This is a genomic window from Croceibacter atlanticus HTCC2559 (assembly GCF_000196315.1).
GTDB classification, from domain to species: domain Bacteria; phylum Bacteroidota; class Bacteroidia; order Flavobacteriales; family Flavobacteriaceae; genus Croceibacter; species Croceibacter atlanticus.
This window is the reverse complement of record NC_014230.1, coordinates 300123-321777: the sequence shown is the minus strand read 5'-3', so window position 1 is coordinate 321777 and position 21655 is coordinate 300123. Positions and strand designations below refer to the sequence as shown.

19 protein-coding genes are annotated in these 21655 nt (G+C 33.7%); 17 read left to right on the top strand and 2 right to left on the bottom strand.

Annotated elements, in window-relative coordinates; all coding sequences use genetic code 11:
- Positions 1 to 12 precede the first annotated feature (12 nt).
- Genes nrfD through CA2559_RS01300 form a run of 6 tightly spaced genes read left to right on the top strand, consistent with a single transcriptional unit; the run spans position 13 to position 7383 of the window.
- Positions 13 to 1794: an NrfD/PsrC family molybdoenzyme membrane anchor subunit gene (gene nrfD / locus CA2559_RS01325; protein WP_013186028.1), complete on the top strand. Its 1782-nt coding sequence runs from the start codon at positions 13 to 15 to the stop codon at positions 1792 to 1794.
- Between the two features lie 2 nt (positions 1795 to 1796).
- Entirely contained in the window at positions 1797 to 2330 is a 534-nt protein-coding gene (locus CA2559_RS01320) for a DUF3341 domain-containing protein (protein ID WP_013186027.1), read from the top strand.
- On the top strand, positions 2320 to 3015 hold the full coding sequence (locus CA2559_RS01315) for a c-type cytochrome (protein ID WP_013186026.1): 696 nt from the start codon (positions 2320 to 2322) through the stop codon (positions 3013 to 3015). The genes CA2559_RS01320 and CA2559_RS01315 overlap by 11 nt, the downstream gene beginning before the upstream one ends.
- A 24-nt stretch (positions 3016 to 3039) precedes the next feature.
- Positions 3040 to 4416 carry an HAD family hydrolase gene (locus tag CA2559_RS01310; RefSeq protein ID WP_013186025.1) on the top strand — a complete coding sequence of 459 codons (1377 nt, stop codon included), beginning with the start codon at positions 3040 to 3042 and terminating at the stop codon, positions 4414 to 4416.
- A 34-nt stretch (positions 4417 to 4450) separates the two neighbouring features.
- Complete coding sequence (locus CA2559_RS01305) at positions 4451 to 5530, top strand: cytochrome c oxidase subunit II (protein ID WP_013186024.1); 1080 nt, start codon at positions 4451 to 4453, stop codon at positions 5528 to 5530.
- A gap of 26 nt (positions 5531 to 5556) precedes the next feature.
- Positions 5557 to 7383, top strand: coding sequence for a cytochrome c oxidase subunit I (locus tag CA2559_RS01300; protein WP_013186023.1), 1827 nt, complete (start codon positions 5557 to 5559; stop codon positions 7381 to 7383).
- A gap of 72 nt (positions 7384 to 7455) precedes the next feature.
- On the opposite strand, the gene CA2559_RS01295 is transcribed toward CA2559_RS01300, so the two are convergent.
- Positions 7456 to 7962, bottom strand: a complete 507-nt coding sequence (locus tag CA2559_RS01295; RefSeq protein ID WP_013186022.1) for a peroxiredoxin-like family protein — start codon at positions 7960 to 7962, stop codon at positions 7456 to 7458.
- Between the two features lie 136 nt (positions 7963 to 8098).
- Between CA2559_RS01295 and ruvB the strand changes: the two genes are divergently transcribed.
- From ruvB to queG, 3 genes are read left to right on the top strand one after another with little or no spacing between them, the layout of a single operon-like run.
- The gene (gene ruvB / locus CA2559_RS01290; protein ID WP_013186021.1) at positions 8099 to 9121 is read left to right on the top strand and encodes a Holliday junction branch migration DNA helicase RuvB; all 1023 of its coding nucleotides are present in this window, start codon (positions 8099 to 8101) and stop codon (positions 9119 to 9121) included.
- Positions 9121 to 9372, top strand: coding sequence for a hypothetical protein (locus CA2559_RS01285; protein ID WP_013186020.1), 252 nt, complete (start codon positions 9121 to 9123; stop codon positions 9370 to 9372). Before ruvB ends, CA2559_RS01285 begins: the two co-directional genes overlap by 1 nt.
- 2 nt (positions 9373 to 9374) lie before the next feature.
- Complete coding sequence (gene queG, locus CA2559_RS01280) at positions 9375 to 10304, top strand: tRNA epoxyqueuosine(34) reductase QueG (protein ID WP_013186019.1); 930 nt, start codon at positions 9375 to 9377, stop codon at positions 10302 to 10304.
- Here the strand turns inward: queG and CA2559_RS01275 are convergent.
- Entirely contained in the window at positions 10301 to 11326 is a 1026-nt protein-coding gene (locus tag CA2559_RS01275) for a LacI family DNA-binding transcriptional regulator (protein ID WP_013186018.1), read from the bottom strand. The genes queG and CA2559_RS01275 overlap by 4 nt on opposite strands.
- 180 nt (positions 11327 to 11506) lie before the next feature.
- On the opposite strand from CA2559_RS01275, the gene CA2559_RS01270 reads away from it, so the two are divergent.
- From CA2559_RS01270 to ruvA, 8 genes are all read left to right on the top strand, one after another.
- Positions 11507 to 14155, top strand: a complete 2649-nt coding sequence (locus CA2559_RS01270) for a TonB-dependent receptor (protein WP_013186017.1) — start codon at positions 11507 to 11509, stop codon at positions 14153 to 14155.
- 79 nt (positions 14156 to 14234) lie between these two features.
- Complete coding sequence (locus CA2559_RS01265; RefSeq protein ID WP_013186016.1) at positions 14235 to 14576, top strand: glutaredoxin family protein; 342 nt, start codon at positions 14235 to 14237, stop codon at positions 14574 to 14576.
- A gap of 55 nt (positions 14577 to 14631) precedes the next feature.
- Positions 14632 to 15972 carry an MFS transporter gene (locus tag CA2559_RS01260; RefSeq protein WP_049787189.1) on the top strand — a complete coding sequence of 447 codons (1341 nt, stop codon included), beginning with the start codon at positions 14632 to 14634 and terminating at the stop codon, positions 15970 to 15972.
- A 2-nt stretch (positions 15973 to 15974) separates the two neighbouring features.
- A complete protein-coding gene (locus tag CA2559_RS01255) occupies positions 15975 to 17144 on the top strand; it encodes a glycoside hydrolase 100 family protein (protein ID WP_013186014.1) in 1170 nt (389 codons plus the stop codon).
- Positions 17144 to 18079: a carbohydrate kinase family protein gene (locus tag CA2559_RS01250; RefSeq protein WP_013186013.1), complete on the top strand. Its 936-nt coding sequence runs from the start codon at positions 17144 to 17146 to the stop codon at positions 18077 to 18079. The genes CA2559_RS01255 and CA2559_RS01250 overlap by 1 nt, the downstream gene beginning before the upstream one ends.
- Positions 18080 to 18170: 91 nt before the next feature.
- Positions 18171 to 18602: a YkvA family protein gene (locus tag CA2559_RS01245; protein ID WP_013186012.1), complete on the top strand. Its 432-nt coding sequence runs from the start codon at positions 18171 to 18173 to the stop codon at positions 18600 to 18602.
- 99 nt (positions 18603 to 18701) lie between these two features.
- Positions 18702 to 21002 (top strand): NADP-dependent malic enzyme, encoded by a 2301-nt coding sequence (locus CA2559_RS01240; protein ID WP_013186011.1) that lies wholly within the window; start codon positions 18702 to 18704, stop codon positions 21000 to 21002.
- 70 nt (positions 21003 to 21072) lie between these two features.
- Entirely contained in the window at positions 21073 to 21654 is a 582-nt protein-coding gene (ruvA, locus tag CA2559_RS01235; RefSeq protein ID WP_013186010.1) for a Holliday junction branch migration protein RuvA, read from the top strand.
- The last annotated feature ends 1 nt before the right edge of the window (position 21655 follow it).

Genomic DNA, 21655 nt, shown 5'->3' with positions numbered 1-21655 from the left:
TAGATAAGTATTATGCATTACGAAGCACCTATACGACAACCTCTTGTTACTGGCGATAAGTCCTATCACGATGTGACTGTGGATGTAGCGGCGCCAGTTGAAGGCAAAGCCAATAAATCTTGGTGGATTGTTTTCTCTATCGCGCTTGTAGCATTTCTTTGGGGAATTGGCTGTATAATTTACACGGTGTCAACTGGTATCGGAACATGGGGATTAAACAAGACCGTAGGTTGGGCTTGGGATATCACAAACTTTGTTTGGTGGGTTGGTATTGGTCACGCAGGAACTCTAATTTCTGCAGTATTATTATTATTCCGTCAAAAATGGCGTATGGCCATTAACCGTTCTGCAGAGGCAATGACAATTTTCTCTGTTGTACAAGCAGGTTTGTTTCCAATTATACACATGGGTAGACCATGGTTAGCATACTGGGTATTACCTATTCCAAACCAATTTGGTTCATTATGGGTAAACTTTAACTCACCTTTACTTTGGGATGTATTTGCAATCTCTACTTATTTATCTGTATCACTTGTTTTCTGGTGGACAGGTTTATTACCAGATTTTGCAATGATACGTGATAGAGCTGTAAAGCCTTTTCAGAAAAGAATTTATTCTATTCTTTCATTCGGATGGAGTGGTCGTGCAAAAGATTGGCAGCGTTTTGAAGAAGTATCTTTGGTTCTTGCAGGTCTTGCAACACCTCTTGTGCTTTCGGTTCACACAATTGTATCTTTTGACTTTGCTACATCTGTAATTCCAGGATGGCATACTACTATCTTCCCACCTTATTTTGTGGCAGGTGCTGTATTCTCTGGATTCGCAATGGTGAATACGTTACTTATTATAATGCGTAAAGTATCTAATCTAGAAGATTATATTACTGTACAACATATTGAGCTTATGAACATTGTAATTATGATTACAGGTTCTATAGTAGGTGTGGCGTATATAACAGAGTTGTTTATTGCATGGTATTCTGGAGTTGAGTATGAGCAGTATGCTTTCTTAAACAGAGCAACTGGACCTTATTGGTGGGCATATTGGAGTATGATGACGTGTAATGTTTTCTCTCCACAGTTTATGTGGTTTAAAAAACTACGTACAAGTATTATGTTCTCTTTCATAATTTCAATTGTTGTAAACATTGGTATGTGGTTTGAGCGCTTTGTAATTATTGTAACATCACTACATAGAGATTACCTTCCATCTTCTTGGACAATGTTCTCTCCTACGTTTGTAGATATTGGAATATTTATAGGAACAATAGGTTTCTTCTTTGTATTATTCTTACTATACTCTAGAACTTTCCCAGTTATAGCTCAGGCAGAAGTTAAAACGATTTTAAAATCGTCTGGAGAAAACTACAAGAAAATAAGAGCAGATAAAGGAGATGATGCTAAATTGTATACACCTGTCGTAAGAGAGCCAATGGTAAACTCAACATCTGGGTTTAATGAGCACACAGATATAAGCACTGAATCTCATAATGAAACAGTAAATGCAGACGCACTTGTTGATACTGAAGCTCAAAAAGATAAAATAGATAATCTACTTGATAAAATTGGTTCATTTGATCCTGCTACTCAAAAAGCAGATGATTTGAAGAAGATTAGTGGTGTTGGTCCAGTTATGGAGCAGAAACTTCACCAGTTAGGTATCTATACATTTGACCAGGTAAGCCGTATGACAAAAACTGAGTACGATTTATTAGATAGTATTATTGATTCTTTCCCAGGTCGCGCAGAACGTGATGATTGGGCAGGTCAGGCAAACACCTTAAAAAACAAATAGTAATGTCTTCAAAAGTAATACACGCAATTTACACAGACGACGACATCTTAATGCAAGCTGTCAAGCAAACTCGTGAGGCTAAGTATCATATAGAAGAGGTTTATACACCTTTTCCAGTACACGGTCTAGACAAAGCTATGGGTCTTGAGCCTACTCGTATTGCCATTGCTTCTTTTATGTATGGTCTAGTTGGTCTTACGGTAGCAGTGCTAATGATGAATTTTATAATGATTGAAGATTGGCCTCAAAATATTGGTGGTAAACCTAGCTTTAGCTATATTGAGAATATGCCATCTTTTGTGCCTATTATGTTTGAACTTACTGTATTTTTTGCAGCTCACCTTATGGTTATAACTTTTTATATGAGAAGTAAACTATGGCCATTTAAACAAGCTGAAAATCCAGATGTAAGAACAACAGACGACCATTTTTTAATGGCTATAGATGTAGCTAACCATAATGTAGAAGATATGACTAAGTTCTTCTATGATACTGGAGCTCTAGAAATTTCAATTGTTTCAAATGATGAACACTAAACAAATGAAGAGTATATTCAATATAGTTTTGATTTTAGGAATTTCAATATCATTAACTTCTTGTTTTGATAAAGAAAAACCAAACTATCAATACATGGATAATATGTATGAGCCAGTAGGTTATGAAGCTTATGGTGCATATAATGTTTTTGAGAACGAACAAGAGGCAAAGCTTCCAGCAGAAGGAACTGTACCAAGAGGTTGGGCTCCTTATGATTATGAAGATTCTGCAGAAGGAAAAGCTAATGCTAAGGCTAATTTAAAAAACCCTATTGCTTATTCAGATGATAATTTATCTTCTGGTAAACAACTTTACACAATTTACTGTGCTATTTGCCACGGTGATAAAGGTGATGGTAAAGGTACTTTAGCAAAACGTGAAAAAATATTAGGTATTCCGTCATATAATGATCAAGGCCGTGCAATTACAGAAGGTGATGTGTATCACGTGATGTACTATGGTCTTAATACAATGGGATCTTATGCTGCTCAAACTAGTGAGGAAGAGCGTTGGCAAATTGCTCATCATGTAATGAAGCTTAAAGATGCATTAGATGGAAAACCAGAAAGACAGACTGTAAATGATGATTCTCAAGTAGAAAATACAGCTACTAATGAAACATCAATGACAACAGAGGTTTCTGTAATGGAAACAGAAAACGAATTAAACGAGGAACAAGAATAGCATAACTGCATTTACAGATATAGTATGTACACCTTATCAAGCAAACTTAAGTTAATTGCAATAATCTTTATGATTGTTGGTGCCATTGGTCTCATTTATGGCTTTATAGCCGCTCCTTCTACTTTAGAAGAAGTTGAAGAAATGATGGCAGCCGAAGCACACCATGGTGGTGGTCACGGTGAAGAAGCTTCTCATGAAACTACAACTCATGACATAGAAACTACACAAAATACTTCGGAGCAAACCCATAACGAAACCGCGACAGGAGACAATCATGAAGCAGATTCACATGAAGTTTCTCACGCTGAGCATGTATTTCATCAATTACAAAATAAGCCTTGGGCTGCCGTATATGTTGCAGCATTCTTTTTCTTTATGATTCCTTTAGGTGTTTTAGCATTTTATGCTATTCAATTTGCTGCGCAAGCAGGTTGGTCACCAGTATTATTTAGAGTAATGGAAGGTATTACTGCCTATTTATTACCAGGTAGTTTAATAATGTTTGCATTGTTACTATTATCAGGTTTCCATTTAAATCATTTATTTGTTTGGATGGATCCAGAAGTTGTTGCACATGATGAATTAATTCAAGGTAAAGCTGGGTTTTTAAATGTTCCTTTTTTCTTAATTCGCGCAGCAATCTATATTATTGGTTGGAACGTATTTAGAAACTTATTACGTAAGTACTCTCTTAAACAAGATGAATCTGATAACAATTCTTATTATAAGAAGAGTTTCCGTTTAGCGGCAGGCTTCTTGGTATTCTTTATAGTAACTGAATCTATGATGTCTTGGGATTGGATAATGAGTTTTGATCCACACTGGTTCTCTACATTATTTGGATGGTATGTATTTGCAAGTATGTTTGTTTCTGGTATTACAGTAATTGCACTTGTTACAATTTACCTTAAGTCTAGAGGTTATTTAGAATATGTAAATAATAGCCATATACACGATTTAGCTAAATTCATGTTTGGTATAAGTGTATTCTGGACTTACTTATGGTTCTCTCAATTTATGCTTATCTGGTACTCTAACATTCCTGAAGAAGTAACTTACTTTATTACTAGAATAGATGATTATAACCTACCATTCTTTGGTATGTTAGTATTAAACTTCATCTTTCCAATATTGGTATTAATGAACAGTGATTATAAGCGTGTTAATTGGTTTGTAGTTATGGCAGGTGTAGCAATCCTTGTTGGGCACTACATAGATATCTTTAATATGGTAATGCCTGCAACTGTAGGAGGATCTTGGTTTATTGGTATCCCAGAAATTAGTGCAGTGCTATTCTTTGGAGGTCTTTTTGTATTAGTTGTATTTACAGCACTTACAAAAGTACCGTTAGTACCAAAACGTAATCCATATTTAAAAGAAAGTAAACACTTTCATTATTAATAATCAGAACGATATTTAAAGAATCATATATAAAATGACTGTATTTTTAACCATAATCGTATTAGCGCTTTTAGCAGTTACTGGTTGGCAAATGTCCAAGATATTTCAACTGTCTCAAGGTAACCAAAATGTTGGAAACGATTCAGAAGTTGCTAATGATAAGGATAATAGAATAAATGGGTATTTGAGTATCATGTTTTTGATATTCTTATATGTAATTAGTATTTATTGTTTCTGGAATTATAGTGAATTCTATTTGCCTGAAGCTTCTTCTGCACACGGTGCAGATTACGATACTTTAATGTTTATTACTATAGCACTTATTATGTTTGTGCAAGTAATCACACAATTCTTACTATTTTATTTTTCTAATAAATATGCTGGTAAGAAAGGGCAAAGAGCTCTTTTTTATGCAGATAATGACAAGTTAGAATTTATCTGGACTATTATTCCTGTTGTAGTATTAGCAGGTCTTATCCTTTATGGTTTGTTTACTTGGAGTGACATCATGAATGTAGAAGAGACTGAAGATACTATGGTGGTTGAACTTTATGCTTATCAATTTGCTTGGAGAGCTCGTTATTCTGGAGATGATAATACTTTAGGTAAAGCTAATGTAAGATATATTGAAGGCATCAATGCATTAGGTGTAGATCCTAGTGACAACTATGGTAAGGATGATGTTATTACTACAGAATTACACTTACCTGTAAATAAACCAGTTTTATTTAAGTTCAGGTCTCAAGACGTATTACACTCAGCGTATATGCCTTTCTTTAGAGCACAGATGAATGTTGTGCCAGGAATGATTACTCAGTTTGGATTTACACCAACTGTAACGTCTGAAGATATTCAGGAAAGCGAATTTATGATTAAAAAGGTTCGTAAGATTAATGAAATAAGAAGAGAGAATAGTAAAGACCTAGTTGCAAAAGGTGAAGAACCTTTAGATAGCTATGAATTTGAATACTATCTTTTATGTAATAAGATTTGCGGAAAATCTCATTACAACATGCAGATGAAAATTGTTGTTGAGTCTGAAGAAGATTTCAACGCTTGGATGGCAGAACAAAAAACACTTAGCGAAGAACTTTCAGCTCAAGCTAGTAACTAATATATTACAATAAACAAGATTAAGATATGTCAGCAGTAGCAGTAGCACACGATGATCACTCACATGACGATCACGGGCATCATCACAAAGAAACATTTATAACCAAGTACATCTTTAGTCAAGATCATAAGATGATTGCTAAGCAATATCTTATTACAGGTCTTATTATGGGTGCTATAGGAATAGGTATGTCAATCCTATTCCGTTTACAGTTAGCTTGGCCAGAAGAATCATTCTGGGTTTTCGAATTCTTTTTAGGAAAATGGGCAGAAGGTGGTGTTATGGATCCTGGTGTTTATTTAGCATTAGTAACTATTCACGGTACCATAATGGTATTCTTTGTATTAACTGCTGGTTTAAGTGGTACATTCTCAAACCTATTAATTCCACTTCAAATTGGAGCACGAGACATGGCTTCAGGATTCCTTAATATGGTTTCTTATTGGTTATTCTTTATTTCAAGTGTAATCATGTTATGTTCTCTTTTTGTTGAATCTGGACCTGCATCTGCTGGTTGGACAATTTATCCTCCATTAAGTGCATTACCTCAGGCAATTCCAGGTTCTGGTACAGGTATGACATTATGGTTAAGCTCTATGGCGGTATTTATTGCGTCGTCTTTATTAGGTTCTCTAAATTATATTGTAACTGTAATAAACTTACGTACTAAAGGTATGTCTATGACACGCCTTCCTTTAACTATATGGGCATTTTTTGTAACAGCAATTATTGGTGTAGTTTCTTTCCCAGTATTACTTTCTGCTGCATTAATGTTAATTATGGATAGAAGCTTTGGGACATCTTTCTTCTTAAGTGATATTTATATTGCAGGTGAAGTTTTACAACACCAAGGAGGATCTCCAGTTTTATTTGAACACTTATTTTGGTTCTTAGGTCACCCAGAAGTATATATAGTTCTACTTCCTGCTTTAGGAATCACTTCAGAAATTATTGCAACAAATTCTCGTAAACCTATTTTTGGTTATAGAGCTATGGTTGCTTCTATATTAGCAATTGCTTTCTTGTCTACAATTGTATGGGGTCACCATATGTTTATTTCAGGAATGAATCCGTTCTTAGGTTCTGTATTTACATTTACTACATTATTAATTGCAATACCATCTGCAGTAAAATCTTTCAACTATATTACAACTCTTTGGAAAGGTAACTTACAGATGAATCCTGGTATGTTATTCTCAATAGGTTTAGTATCTACTTTCATTTCAGGTGGTTTAACAGGTATCATCTTAGGAGACAGTACTCTAGATATTAACGTTCACGATACTTATTTTGTAGTAGCTCACTTTCACTTAGTAATGGGTATTTCTGCTTTGTATGGTTTATTTGCTGGTGTTTACCATTGGTTCCCAAAAATGTTCCAAGGTCGTATGATGAACAAGAATCTTGGTTACGTTCACTTTTGGGTAACAGCTATAGGAGCTTATGGAATTTTCTTCCCTATGCACTTCATAGGTATGGCAGGTTTACCAAGACGTTACTATACTAACACAGCATTCCCTTATTTTGATGATTTAACAGATGTAAATGTTGCTATTACTATTTTTGCAATTATTACTGCTTCAGTACAGTTAGTATTCATTTACAACTTTGTACACTCAATTTTCTACGGAAAAGTTGGTTCTCAAAACCCTTGGAAATCTAATACTCTTGAGTGGACAGCAGATCAGAAACATGTTCACGGAAACTGGTCTGGTCAAATACCACACGTTTACCGTTGGCCTTATGACTACTCTAAGTTAAATGAAGATGAAACAGACTATGTTATTCCAGGTCAAGATTGGGTAGGACAACATATTCCTATGCAAGAAAACGAAGAGGAAATGAATCATTAATTAGTTTTCTAATTACTCATAAAAAAAGCCTATCAATTAATTGATAGGCTTTTTTAATTTAAGTGTATGTAATTATGCTTTCCCTCTTGCAGGATAATCTTTATCCTTAATAAATTGAAATGCTTTAATTAAATCTTCAACTTTAGGTCTTGCAAACGGCATAGTTTGTATAGATGAAAAGTATAAAGAATGATCATTTTTAATTAAAAACAATCCAGGTTCAGAAAATAATTCTGGTTCACTATCTGATATTGCTTTTGAAAAATAAAGTCCCCAAGTTTTAGCATCTTCTTCACTAAGACCATATGCAATTGGTAAATTACCAGTGTCCCATTTTTCTTGAGAAAGCTTCGCTCTCTTTTCAGTATCCATAGAGATTGCTACTACATTTACGCCTTCATTTTTAAAATCTTCTAACTTAGACGATAATTCCTCAAGTTGTTTTTTACATACAGGACAATGTAAGCCTCTATAAAATACTAAAAGTGTAAAATGCTCTGGATTCTGGCTGTATAACTCCCATTCTGTATCATTTACTAATGGTAATGACAGGTTAGGTGCTTTTTCTGTTGGTTTCATAATTTAATTTTTATTTAAATATATAAGTCTATAATTAAATTAGGTCTTAAAGCATTTGTAAAGCTTACATAATATATAGTTAATGCTATTTATCATAAACATATAATCACTTAAAAACGATTTGTATCTTTGTGTAATGAATGAAAATTTAGATCCTTCAGGTGAATCTTTCAGTAAAGAAGAATTTGATATAGAGCGTGCATTACGACCGCTAAGCTTTTCAGATTTTGCTGGACAAGATCAAGTATTAGAAAACTTGAAGATATTTGTTGAAGCAGCAAATCAAAGAAATGAGGCTTTAGACCATACATTGTTCCATGGTCCTCCAGGTTTAGGTAAAACAACATTGGCTCATATTCTTGCAAACGAATTAAATGTAGGGATAAAGGTTACTTCTGGACCAGTATTAGATAAGCCTGGAGACTTAGCAGGTTTGTTAACTAACCTTGAACCTAGGGATGTTTTATTTATAGATGAAATACATAGACTAAGTCCTGTTATCGAAGAATACCTTTATTCTGCGATGGAAGACTATAAAATTGATATTATGATTGAAACCGGTCCAAATGCAAGATCGGTTCAAATAAATCTAAACCCATTTACGCTAATAGGCGCAACAACCCGCTCAGGTTTATTAACAGCACCAATGCGTGCTAGGTTTGGAATATCTAGTAGACTTCAATATTATTCAACAGAATTATTAAGTACAATTGTAGAGCGTAGTTCTAGTATTTTAAATGTACCAATAGATCTTGAAGCTGCTATAGAAATTGCAGGACGAAGTAGAGGAACGCCACGTATAGCAAACGCCCTTTTGAGACGTGTGAGAGATTTTGCACAAATAAAAGGTAATGGTAGGATAGATATGTCTATCTCTAAATTTGGTCTTAAAGCATTAAATGTTGATGCTAATGGTTTAGATGAAATGGATAATAGAATCTTAAGTACAATTATCGAGAAATTTAAAGGTGGTCCTGTAGGTATTACGACATTAGCCACAGCAGTTTCTGAAAGTGCAGAAACTATAGAAGAGGTGTACGAGCCATTTCTTATACAACAAGGCTTTATAATGAGAACACCTAGAGGTAGAGAAGTTACAGAAGCCGCTTATAAGCATTTAGGGAAAATAAAGGGAAGTGTGCAAGGAGGTTTATTTTAATGCAATTAAAGCAACTAATTGATAGTATTCCCAAAGGCTTTTCCAAAACCGTTTACAAGTCACAAACCTATAGCTTAATTAAAACCACATATAATACTGGTGATAGTATTAAAATATTTGCTGAAGAATTAGGCGGTACAGATGTAATAAGTGCAAACATTTATTCTTTAAACTCTAACTATATACTCAAGCCTTGTGAAATGCCTAAACAGAAGGTATTGAATTTTCTAAACCATAAACAAGATTTTTAATTTTGAATACTAAAGCTCAATATTCTGCATTTATAAAAAATGAAGCCAAGAGATTAGGGTTTATGTCTTGTGGAATTTCTAAAGCAGAATTTCTCGAAGCAGAAGCGCCAAGATTAGAAGAGTGGCTGTCTAAAAATAGACATGGTGAGATGCAGTATATGGAGAATTATTTTGATAAACGCCTTGACCCTACTAAACTAGTTGAAGGCTCAAAAAGCGTTGTGTCTCTACTATTAAATTATTATCCTTCAGAAACTCAAACAAAAGAATCTTATAAGATCTCAAAATATGCTTACGGTACAGACTATCATTTTGTCATAAAAGATAAACTAAAAACATTATTACATAGCATTCAGGAAGAAATAGGAGATGTTCACGGTCGTGCTTTTGTAGATTCTGCTCCAGTTCTTGATAAAGCTTGGGCTGCAAAAAGCGGCTTGGGCTGGATTGGTAAGCATAGTAACTTATTATCTAAACAGGCAGGATCTTTTTACTTTATAGCTGAGTTAATTATAGATTTAGAGCTAGATTATGATACGCCAGTTACAGACCATTGTGGTACGTGTACGGCTTGTATAGATGCTTGTCCAACACAGGCAATTATAGAACCTTATAAAGTAGATGGCAGCAAATGTATTTCATATTTAACTATTGAGCTTAAGAACGAAATACCTAATGGGTTTTCAAACCAAATGGACGATTGGATGTTTGGTTGCGATGTATGTCAAGATGTATGCCCTTGGAATAGGTTTAGCAAACCCCATAATGAACCATTATTTAATCCACATCCAGAGTTGCTCACTAAATCTAAGAGTGAGTGGCAAGAATTAACAAAAGAAGTGTTTGCAGAGATTTTCAAGAAATCTGCAGTAAAACGAACTAAGTTTACAGGGCTAAAACGGAATATTAATTTTTTAAATTCGGAAGATTAACGTGTAGAACTTGTAGTTTCTCTAATAATCAAATCTGTATCTAATACTACAGTTTTAGGAACTAAAGGGTTATTTTTCTTAGACGCCTTTATTTCTTTGTAAAGAAGTTTAAAGGATTGTTTCCCCATATCGAAACCTGGTTGATTAATTGTAGTAAGTTTTGGAGAGATTACAGAAGACATAAACCAGTTACTAAATCCTACAATTGCAATATCTTCAGGAACTTTTATACCTCGGTTATTAAGCTCAGCTATGGCTCCTACAGCAACTAAATCTGTATTAATAAATATGCCATCTACATGCTCGTGTTCCGAAAGCATTTTTGAAATATTAGTTTTACCATTTTCAAAACTCATATCATCACTAATATAAACTAGTGATGAGTCATACTTTAGGTTATTATCTAATAATGTCTTTTTATAACCTAAAAACCTGTCTATAGAGTTTTGTGGTAATAATGGTCCTCTAAAGTGAGCAATATGTTTACAGCCAATATCTATTAAATGTTGAGTAGCAATTGCTGCAGCTTGTCGATCATTAATAATCACTTTAGAGCAATTCACTAATTTGGCAATCTTATCAAACATAACCAACGGAACATTTTGGTTAAGTATTTCATTTAAGTGAGAATAATCTGTCGACTCATTCGCTAGAGAAATAAGTATCCCATCTACGCGTTTTGCAAGCAATAAATCTATTTGTTTTTTTTCTAATTCATAAGACTCGTTGGATTGTAGTATGATTACCAAATAGCCTTTTTTTTCAGCCTGATTAATAATACCATTTATAACGCTTGAAAAAAAGTGATGTACAATTTCAGGGATAATTAGGCCAATAGTCTTAGACTCCTTTGTTCTAAGGTTTACAGCAAATGAATTTGGTTTATAGTTTAATAAACTAGCAGTCTCTTTTACAAGTCGTTTAGTTTTTTTACTTACGTCCGGATAATCCTTTAATGCTTTAGAAACTGTTGTTATTGAAATGTTTAGTTTTTCAGCAATATCTTTTAAAGTAACAGGCATCTTTTAAATTCAATTATAGTACCAATATACTCCACTAATTATACATTGCAAAGAAAACGAAAACGTTTTCGAAGAATCGAAAACGTTTTCGGTGTTAAAATTTTAACTATTAACTTTCTTCAATTTATATATTCATAAAATAATAACGCTTAAAATGAATTATTAATAAATCCAACCACGATGAATTTAAGATTTAAAAATTTAGTTTTTCTTTTGCTTTTATGTTTGGGAGCAAATGAAATAGTTGCACAGTCGACTATAAAAGGAAAGGTAAAAGACGAAAATGGTATGCCATTACCTGGCGTAAACCTAGTTTTAAAAGATACTACAAGTGGAGCTGTATCAGATTTTGATGGAAACTATGAAATTGTAAACATTGCAGATGGAACCTATACTCTTAACGTTTCATTTTTAGGGTATAGTAAAATCACCAAATTTATTACAGTAACAGGAGAAGATATTATTCAGAATTTTATAATGTCTGAAGATAGTGAGTCTTTAGACCAAATTATTATTACTGGTGTTACTAATCCAAAATCAAAAATTGAATCTAGTATATCGATCACATCATTAGGATTAAAAACTATTGAAAACTCTGCACCTAGAACAACTGCTGAAATTTTTAGAACTGTACCTGGTATAAGATCAGAATCTTCTGGTGGTGAAGGAAACTCAAACATAGCTGTTAGAGGTGTACCAATTTCATCTGGAGGTTCTAAATACGTGCAATTACAAGAAGACGGTTTACCAGTATTATTATTTGGAGACATGTCTTTTGCAACTGCAGATATTTTCACACGTTTTGATGCAAATGTAAAACGTATAGAAGCTATACGTGGTGGTTCGGCATCTACATTGTCTTCTAATTCTCCTGGTGCAATAATAAATTTTATTAGCAAAACAGGTAAGGTAGAAGGAGGCTCATTAAGTACAAATTTTGGATTAGATTATAATTCATTTAGAACAGATTTTGATTATGGAACACCTATAGGTGAAGATTTATATTTTCACATGGGTGGTTTTTATAGAGTAGGTGAAGGAATAAGGGATGCAGGATATACAGCAAATAACGGAGGGCAATTCAAATTTAATATTACTAAAGAATTTGAGACGGGTTTTGTTAGGTTGTCTGCTAAATATTTAAATGACAGAGCTATAGGTTACCTGCCTATGCCAATACAAGTTACAGGTTCTAATGATAATCCAACTTTTAATAATGCGCCTGGTTTTGATGCTACACAAGGTACATTACATACCCCGTTTTTATCTCAAAATATAGGCTTAGGAGCAAATGGTGAATTACGTAGGTCTAAAGTTGCAGATGGTATGCATCCTGTATCAACATCAATAGGACTTTTGGCAGATTTTGAATTAGTTGACGGATGGAAAATAAAAAATAATGGTAGGTTTTCTGTTAATAATGGATCATTTGTATCTCCTTTTCCTGCATCTGTAGGAACAGCTGAAAATGTGTTGGCTGGTGATTTTGCTACAGATAATGGATGGAATTCTTTTACATATGCAAATGATGGTAGCGCTGTAAGTGATACTCAATTAGTAACACCAGTAGTTTTGTTTGATACCAAACTAAATAACTTTAATAATTTCATGAATGATTTAAGACTCTCAAAATCTTTTGACAAGTTAGATGTAACTTTAGGCTTCTTTAAATCATATCAAAATGTATCTATGTCTTGGTTATGGAATTCTTACTTGCTCGAGGCATCTAGTGATAATGCAAGATTAATAAATATAGCAGACGCATCTGGTGCTAGCTTAAGTGATAACGGCTTATTTGCCTATGGAGCGGCATTATTTGGCAATTGTTGTCAACGTAATTACGATACAAACTATAATATTTCAGCCCCTTATGCTCAAATTTCTTACGAAGCATCAGAAAAATTAAATTTTGATGGTAGTGTGAGGTTAGATTTAGGTAAGGTAGATGGTACATTCTCTGGTCCTGTTGGTTCTGCATTCGATGTAAATAGAGATGGTGTAATCTCTGCACCAGAGCAAAATGTTCAATCTATAAATAATGCTAACCCTACTGTTGTAGATTATGATTATAATTATGTGTCTTATTCATTTGGTGTAAACTATAAATTAAAAGATAATCAAGCTGTTTTTGCTAGATACAGCAAAGGAGCCTCGGCTAAAGCAGACCGTATTTTATTTGCCTCAGACGCTAATGGAGATCCTTTAAATTATTTAGATGGAGATGATGTAAACGCATTAGACTTCTTGAGTCAAGCAGAATTAGGATATAAACAAGGTTTTAAAAACGGAACTTTATACGCTACAGCATTTTACTCTAAAACTACAGAGGAAGGTGGATTTGAAGCTAGTACACAAGAAATAATTGAAAACGATTATAAGTCTTTTGGTCTTGAAGTTGAAGGGTCTTATAGAGTAAATAATTTTGATTTTCGTGCAGGTGTGACATATACAAAAGCAGAAATAGACTCTGGAGATAACGAAGGAAATACACCAAGAAGGCAACCAGACTTTATATATAATTTATTGCCATCTTATAATTTTGGAGCAAACAAACAAAATACAATTGGTTTAAGCTTTATTGGGCAGTCAGAAGCTTATGCGCAAGACTCTAATGCGTTAGTTTTACCAGCATTTGTAATAGTTAATAGTTTTGTAAGGTTTGGAATTACAGAAGGCTTATCAGCTAATATATCTGCAAATAATATTTTTGACACATTAGGAATAACAGAGTCTGAGGAAGGTGCAATTACAGAGGGTCAAGTTAATTATATACGTGCAAGACCAGTGCCAGGAAGATCTATCTCATTAGGACTTAGCTATAATTTCTAACATTAAGTTTCAAGTGTTTTTTAGGGAAGAGTCAATGGTTAATTCCACACATTGGCTCTTCTAATAAAATTTAAATTAAATGAAATTTTTCGTATCTATAATTTGTGTTTTATTATTTACATCTCTTACATTTTCTCAAAGCAATCCTTTAGTAATTAAAGAAAAGACACCATTAATTATTTATGGGAGTAACACCTGTCATTACTGTATAGATACAAAACTATTTTTAAAAGAAAAAAATATCGAGTTTATATTCTATGACATAGACCTTAGTGTAAGTAAGTTAAATGAAATGCTCAAAAAATTAAGTACTAATGGTGTTGATATTTCAAATGTGAAATTACCTGTTATAGATAAATCTGGGAAATTATTTATGAATGATAGTAAGTTTCAAGATTTCCTAAAAATGCTTGTTCAATAAACCTCAATTATGCTTTTAAAAAAAACCAAAGTTAAGTTTTTGGCAAATCTGGAATATGAATTTTGGGTTCTTTGGGATTCAATTTAGTTTCGGGTTACAGCAAAGTAACATGAGTGCCATTTATAAATATTTAGGTGCAAATGAAGCAGATATACCAATGCTTTGGTTGGCAGGACCAGTTACAGGACTTATTGTTCAGCCTATAATTGGAGCGTTAAGTGACGGCACTTGGTCTCCAAAATTTGGCCGAAGAAAACCATTCTTTTTAATTGGAGCTGTGTTAGCAAGTATAGCTTTGTTAATCATGCCATATTCAACAACCATCTGGATGGCAGCAAGCTTATTATGGATTTTAGATGCAGGTAATAATATCGCAATGGAACCATATAGGGCATTTGTGTCTGATAAATTAAATAAAAAACAGCATTCATTAGGATTCTTAATGCAAAGTTTTTTTACAGGATTAGGGACAACTCTTGCAAACTTCACGCCAGCTATCTTAATATCTCTTGGGTTTTTCTTAGCATCAGATAGAATGGCTAACGGTATACCGGTCTCTACATATTGGGCATTTTTCATAGGATCATTTGCTTCTATTGCAACAATATTGTATTCAGTTTTAACTACTAAAGAGTTTCCACCTACACAAGAGGAATTAAACGCATTAAAATTAGATAAAGAACGAGGAAATATCCTTACAAGAGTTTGGATTGATATTGTTGATGCATTTAAAAACATGCCTCTTACAATGAAACAATTAATACCAGTTAAGTTTTTTACTTGGTACGCTATGTTTTGCTATTGGCAGTATCTTACCTCTTCTTTATCATTATCTCTTTTTGGTACATTAGATGAGACTTCAGAAGGGTTTAGTCAAGCACAAGTGTTAACGGGACAAGTAAATGGAACTTATAACATAATATGTTTTGTAGTTGCTTTTGCGTTAGTGCCATTAGCTTATAAAATTGGAGCTAAAGGCGTTCACTTTGTAAGTCTTTTACTAGGTGGTATTGGGTTGTTAAGTATACCTTTTTTAGGTGTAGACAACATATTATTTAGCGTAACTAATCCATTTGGAAGTGGTCAAATAGAAATAGCTTCAATATACCTATTTACAATAGGTTTAGGGGTTGCTTGGGCATCTATGTTAGCTATGCCTTATCAGTTATTAGCGGGATCAATACCTAAAGAAAAGACAGGTGTCTATATGGGCATATTTAATATGTTTATAGTTATTCCTATGATTATCCAAATAGTTACCATGCAATATTTTGTATATGATTTATTAGGTCAAAACCCAATTAATGTATTGAATTTAGCAGGTGTGTTTTTAGTGTTAGCAGCAATTTTCACCTTATTTATAAAAGTTGGTCCTAAAAATTTAATTGTTAAATAGTCATGACAAACAATCCTTATAATAAAGCTAAAGAACTTTTGGTTGAGGCAAGTTCAGATTTTGGATTTTTGGCAAGTGCCAACAACATATCTAATTATAAAAGAGTTTGGGCTAGAGATGGAGTAATTTGTGGGTTGGCGGCCTTATTAGATGGAGATAATATATTAGTTTCTACATTTAAAAAGACACTAATTACTTTAGCAGATCATCAACACAATTTAGGACATATTCCTTCCAATGTTTATTATGGTAAAAGTGGTGTAGAGCTTAGTTTTGGAGGTTTAGCAGGTCGTGTAGATACTATTTCTTGGTTTATAATTGGAGTTGCTAACTATGTTCATTTCACGGGAGATACAGAGTTTCTAGATGAAATGATTCCAAAGATAAATAAGGGCTTATGGCTTTTAAATGCTTGGGAATTTAATAACAACCATCTTATATATGTGCCGAGATCTGGTAATTGGGCAGATGAGTACATCACAGAAGGACATACATTTTATGATCAGGTATTAAGGTTATGGGCTTTACGTACAATAAATCACTTAACACCAAAAATAGAATATCAAGAAAAAATTAATATTGTCACAAAAAAGCTTGTGATAAATTATAAAAGTGGAACTCATAATAATGTGTTTCATCCTAAAGCTTATTCTAAAATGCCTGAATCAAAATTTTGGCAGGCATCAATTACACCATCAGGTTATCAAAATATGTTTGATGCTTTCGGAAATAGCTTAGCTATATTTTTAGAACTAGGAGAAACTTCGTTTAGAAACAAAGTAATTCAATATTCTGAAGTTTTAAGAAAAAAACTACCATTAGGTTTACTTCCTGCATTTTGGGATCCTATTAAAAAAGGAGATAAGCAATGGGATTTACTGGAAAACAATTGTAAGTATGAATTTAGGAACTATCCATACACGTTCCATAATGGTGGAACATGGCAAATGGTTAATAGTTTTTACGGAGTATCGATTGTTGAAAATAATTCTATTAACGCACAACAAGTATTGTCTAATATAGAAGCATTAAACGAGGTTGAAGATTATGCTTTCTATGAAAATTTTAATACTAAAACTAAGGAACCAAACGGTGTTCCAAAATGTACTTGGAGTGCTTCTGGACAAATTATTTTATCTCAATACCTTAAAGGAAAAAAGCTTCTTAAATAATGGAAAATAAAAAAATTGATATTTTATGTATTGGTGAAGCCTTGGTAGATTTTATAGGACATCAACCAGATGTGAGTCTTTCTTTAACTAAAGATTATCATAGATATATTGGAGGTTCACCAACAAATGTCGCTATGAATATGGCAAGATTAGGGCTAAACGCAACATTAATTGCAACGATAGGTAAGGATGGTTTAGGAGATTATATTTTAGAACGATTAAATGAAGTTCAGGTAAATACTGCTCTAATTAGAAAAGATGAGAGTAAGCCAACAAGCTCCATATTTATTTCTAGAACTTCTGGTACACCAGAGTTTATACCTTACTTATCTGCAGATTCAGAAATTATTGATGCTCAGATTCCAGATCATATTCTTGAACAAGCAAAGTTATTTCATACAACTAGTTTTTCACTAAGTAGAAACCCTGCACAAAAGACAATTCTTAATGCGGCAAAAAAAGCATTAAGATTTAATTGTAAGCTTAGTATAGATGTAAATTATTCAGAAAAAATCTGGCCAGATCGTAGTGAAGCTATAAAAGTGTTGGGAAAATATTTTTCAAAAAATCCTTTAGTCAAAATTAGCCAAGATGATATTTCTAGACTTTTTGGAGTTACAATAACAATTGAAGAAGCATTGCAAAAAATACACGATTATGGTGTCGATCTTATCTGCCTGACATTAGGAAAGGACGGAGTAATTGTCTCACAAAATGGACAACCGTCTATTATTAAGCCTGCAAAAGAAATCAAGGAGGTTAAAGATGCTACTGGTGCTGGAGATGCCTTTTGGTCTGGCTTTTTATTTTCTTATATAAAGAATTTTTCACTATCAAAAAGTTTAGATGTAGCACAAAGTTTATCTGCGTTAAAACTTCAGCATGTAGGAAGACTGCCAAATAACATTAATATTCTTTCAAGCTTATTACATTAAGACTAAACTTTAATTTATTCTTATACATAAATAACAAAACTTTAAATATAGTTGATGTAAAAAACTCGTAATTTTCAAGAAAAAGAAAGATATGAGTATTTGGGATAAATTTAAAGAGAAGACTTCAGAAGACTTTATTGATGATGTTGTTACAGAAGATAAAATGAAAGAAGATGTTTCTGAGGTTAGTGCAGAAGATGTTGAAGTTGTTATAGATAAAGAAGAAGCCATTAATAAGAAACTGTCTGGTAGTGCTTCTTTAAAAAAATATGTGGAGCTTGGTAGGTTAATGTTGGCTCTTATAAAAGATTCTTCAAGTGGCAAGTATAAACAAGTGCCTTGGTATACAATTGCAACTATAGCATTCTCCTTGCTATACGTATTAAACCCTATGGATATTGTGCCAGACTTTATTCCTGGATTAGGGTATTTAGATGACATTACAGTACTTTCAATTGGTTTAGGTTGGATAGAAAGTGACTTGCATAGATACTTAGATTGGAAACTTGAGAGCACCTCATAAATAACCAAACATATTTCAAGCTTTAATTTTCTTCGTCAATTAAGGTTGTTACATTTGTAATAGAGTATAAATACTTATTTTATTCAACACCAATAGCCCATGTCTAAAGAAAGCAAACGAAGAGAAGCCTTAGTATATCACGCCAAACCAACACCTGGTAAGATAAAGGTTGTCCCTACAAAAAAATATTCATCTCAACGAGACCTTGCCTTGGCATATTCGCCTGGAGTTGCAGAGCCTTGTTTAGAGATAGAAAAAGATAAGGAAAACGTATACAGATATACCACCAAAGGTAATCTTGTAGCTGTAATTTCTAATGGTACAGCAGTACTTGGTTTAGGTGATATAGGTCCAGAAGCTTCTAAACCAGTAATGGAAGGTAAAGGGCTATTGTTTAAAATTTTTGCAGACATAGATGTTTTTGACATAGAGGTAGACACTAAAGATGTCGATGCTTTTGTTGAAACAGTAAAGAATATAGCGCCAACATTTGGTGGTATTAATCTAGAAGACATAAAAGCACCAGAGGCTTTTGAGATAGAACGAAGACTTAAGGAAGAGCTGGATATTCCTGTGATGCATGACGATCAACACGGTACAGCAATTATATCTGCAGCAGCTCTAATTAATGCACTAGAGTTAGCAGACAAGAAGATTGAAGATGTAAAGTTTGTGGTATCAGGTGCTGGATCAGCTGCAATTGCATGCCTTAATTTATACTTGTTATTAGGGGCAAAACCAGAAAACATGTCTGTATTTGACTCTAATGGATTACTCCACTCTGAAAGAGGCGATATAACAATACAGCAAGAAAAATTCTGTTCTAAAAAAATGTACGGTTCTTTAGCCGAAGCATTTGTTAATGCAGATGTCTTTTTGGGGCTTTCAGTAGGAAATATAGTATCTCCAGAGATGATAAAATCTATGGCTAATGATCCTATTGTATTTGCTATGGCTAATCCAAATCCAGAAATAGATTATGATCTGGCTATAAGTGCACGCAAAGATATCATTATGGCTACAGGACGTAGTGATCATCCTAATCAGGTTAATAATGTATTAGGCTTCCCATTTATATTTCGTGGCGCTTTAGATGTTAGGGCTACTAAAATTAATGAGGAAATGAAAATGGCAGCGGTAAAGTCTTTGGCTAAATTAGCTAAGGAGCCAGTTCCGGAGCAAGTTAATATAGCCTACGGAGAAACGCGTCTAAACTTTGGGAGAGATTATATAATACCAAAACCATTTGACCCAAGACTTATTGCACAAGTTCCGCCAGCAGTAGCAAAAGCAGCTATTAAAAGTGGAGTAGCCAGAAAAGAAATTTTAGATTGGCAGAAATATGAAGACGAACTTTATGATCGTATGGGTAACGATAATAAGGTTACAAGGTTGCTTCATAACCGTGCTAAAATGAATCCTAAACGCATTGTTTTTGCAGAAGCAGATCATCTAGATGTACTTAAGGCTGCACAGATTGTTCATGATGAAGGAATGGGTATTCCTATTCTTCTGGGACGCCGAGAAGTTATTAAGGAATTAATGATCGAGTTAGATTTTGATTCTGAAGAGGTTACCATTATAGACCCAAAGTCAGATGAAGAGAAAGGTCACCTAGAAAATTATGCCAACCAATTCTGGAAGGCTAGACAAAGAAAAGGGGTTACACTCTACGACGCTCAAAAGCTATTGAGAGAACGAAATTATTTTGCTGCCATGATGGTTCAGTTAGGAGATGCAGATGCTATGCTTTCTGGATACTCTAGAGCGTATCCTACTGTGGTGAAGCCAATTTTAGAAATAATTGGTAAGCTTAAAGGAGTAACCAAAGTTGCCACGTGTAACTTAATGAACACCTCTAAAGGCCCAATTTTTATTAGTGACACATCAATAAATATAGATCCTACAGCTAAAGATTTAGCTAAAATAGCTCAAATGACAAACCATACTGTAAAAATGTTTGGGATGGAAGCTATTATAGCAATGGTTTCATATGCCAATTTTGGCTCTTCAAAAGATGCACACGCTACCAAAGTTAGAGAAGCTGTTGATTTGCTTCATAAAGTAGCTCCCGATGTAATTGTAGATGGAGAATTGCAAGTAGATTTTGCTCTTAATAGAAAAATGAGAGAGGAAAAGTTTCCATTCTCTAAATTATCCAATAGGAAAGTAAACACATTAATTTATCCAACGCTGGACTCAGCAAACGGAACCTATAAGTTAATAAAGGAGCTTACTGGTGAAGATTCAATAGGCCCAATTATGATGGGGTTAGAAAAACCTGCACACGTTATTCAACTTGGAGCAAGTGTAGAGGAAATGGTAAATATGGCTGCTGTTGCAATTGTTGATGCTCAGGATAAGCAAAAACGCCAACAAATGAAATTAGAAATCCAATAATTAGCTGAGACATTACGTTTTGCGATCTTAATAAATTTGCTACATTTGGCAGTCTAAGTCTTCAGTTCAAATGATAACCCAACTAGCTGGTCAATTAATAGAGAAAAACCCTACAAACATTATTGTAGATTGTGGTGGCGTCGGCTATTTTGTAAATATTTCATTGCACACTTTTGGCCTTATTAAAAATGAAGAATGCGTAAAGATTTTTACTCACCTACAAGTAAGAGAAGATGCGCATACATTATTTGGCTTTGCAGAAAAAGCAGAGCGAGAAGTTTTTAGATTATTAATAGGTGTTTCGGGTATTGGTGCAAGTACTGCAAGAACAATGTTGTCATCACTAACTCCGCAACAAGTTACAGAAGCAATATCTCAAGGAGATGTTGCAACTATACAATCTGTTAAAGGAATAGGGTTAAAGACTGCGCAACGTGTTATTATAGATCTTAAGGATAAGATACTTAATGTTGTAGGCTTAGATGAAGTTTTGCCATCCCAAGGCAATACTCAAAAAGAAGAAGCGTTATCTGCTTTAGAAACCTTAGGATATACGAGGAAACAAAGCGACAAAGTCGTGGCAGGAATACTCAAAACAGATCCAGAAGCTTCCGTTGAAACTATCATCAAACTAGCACTTAAAAAACTTTAGG

Excerpts from the sequence above, each read along its gene's own strand:
- nrfD (WP_013186028.1), top strand. The coding sequence starts at position 13 with ATGCATTACGAAGCACCTATACGACAACCTCTTGTTACTGGCGATAAG.
- CA2559_RS01320 (WP_013186027.1), top strand. The coding sequence starts at position 1,797 with ATGTCTTCAAAAGTAATACACGCAATTTACACAGACGACGACATCTTA.
- CA2559_RS01315 (WP_013186026.1), top strand. The coding sequence starts at position 2,320 with ATGAACACTAAACAAATGAAGAGTATATTCAATATAGTTTTGATTTTA.
- CA2559_RS01310 (WP_013186025.1), top strand. The coding sequence starts at position 3,040 with ATGTACACCTTATCAAGCAAACTTAAGTTAATTGCAATAATCTTTATG.
- CA2559_RS01305 (WP_013186024.1), top strand. The coding sequence starts at position 4,451 with ATGACTGTATTTTTAACCATAATCGTATTAGCGCTTTTAGCAGTTACT.
- CA2559_RS01300 (WP_013186023.1), top strand. The coding sequence starts at position 5,557 with ATGTCAGCAGTAGCAGTAGCACACGATGATCACTCACATGACGATCAC.
- CA2559_RS01295 (WP_013186022.1), bottom strand. The coding sequence starts at position 7,962 with ATGAAACCAACAGAAAAAGCACCTAACCTGTCATTACCATTAGTAAAT.
- ruvB (WP_013186021.1), top strand. The coding sequence starts at position 8,099 with ATGAATGAAAATTTAGATCCTTCAGGTGAATCTTTCAGTAAAGAAGAA.
- CA2559_RS01285 (WP_013186020.1), top strand. The coding sequence starts at position 9,121 with ATGCAATTAAAGCAACTAATTGATAGTATTCCCAAAGGCTTTTCCAAA.
- CA2559_RS01275 (WP_013186018.1), bottom strand. The coding sequence starts at position 11,326 with ATGCCTGTTACTTTAAAAGATATTGCTGAAAAACTAAACATTTCAATA.
- CA2559_RS01270 (WP_013186017.1), top strand. The coding sequence starts at position 11,507 with ATGAATTTAAGATTTAAAAATTTAGTTTTTCTTTTGCTTTTATGTTTG.
- CA2559_RS01265 (WP_013186016.1), top strand. The coding sequence starts at position 14,235 with ATGAAATTTTTCGTATCTATAATTTGTGTTTTATTATTTACATCTCTT.
- CA2559_RS01260 (WP_049787189.1), top strand. The coding sequence starts at position 14,632 with ATGAATTTTGGGTTCTTTGGGATTCAATTTAGTTTCGGGTTACAGCAA.
- CA2559_RS01255 (WP_013186014.1), top strand. The coding sequence starts at position 15,975 with ATGACAAACAATCCTTATAATAAAGCTAAAGAACTTTTGGTTGAGGCA.
- CA2559_RS01250 (WP_013186013.1), top strand. The coding sequence starts at position 17,144 with ATGGAAAATAAAAAAATTGATATTTTATGTATTGGTGAAGCCTTGGTA.
- CA2559_RS01245 (WP_013186012.1), top strand. The coding sequence starts at position 18,171 with ATGAGTATTTGGGATAAATTTAAAGAGAAGACTTCAGAAGACTTTATT.
- CA2559_RS01240 (WP_013186011.1), top strand. The coding sequence starts at position 18,702 with ATGTCTAAAGAAAGCAAACGAAGAGAAGCCTTAGTATATCACGCCAAA.
- ruvA (WP_013186010.1), top strand. The coding sequence starts at position 21,073 with ATGATAACCCAACTAGCTGGTCAATTAATAGAGAAAAACCCTACAAAC.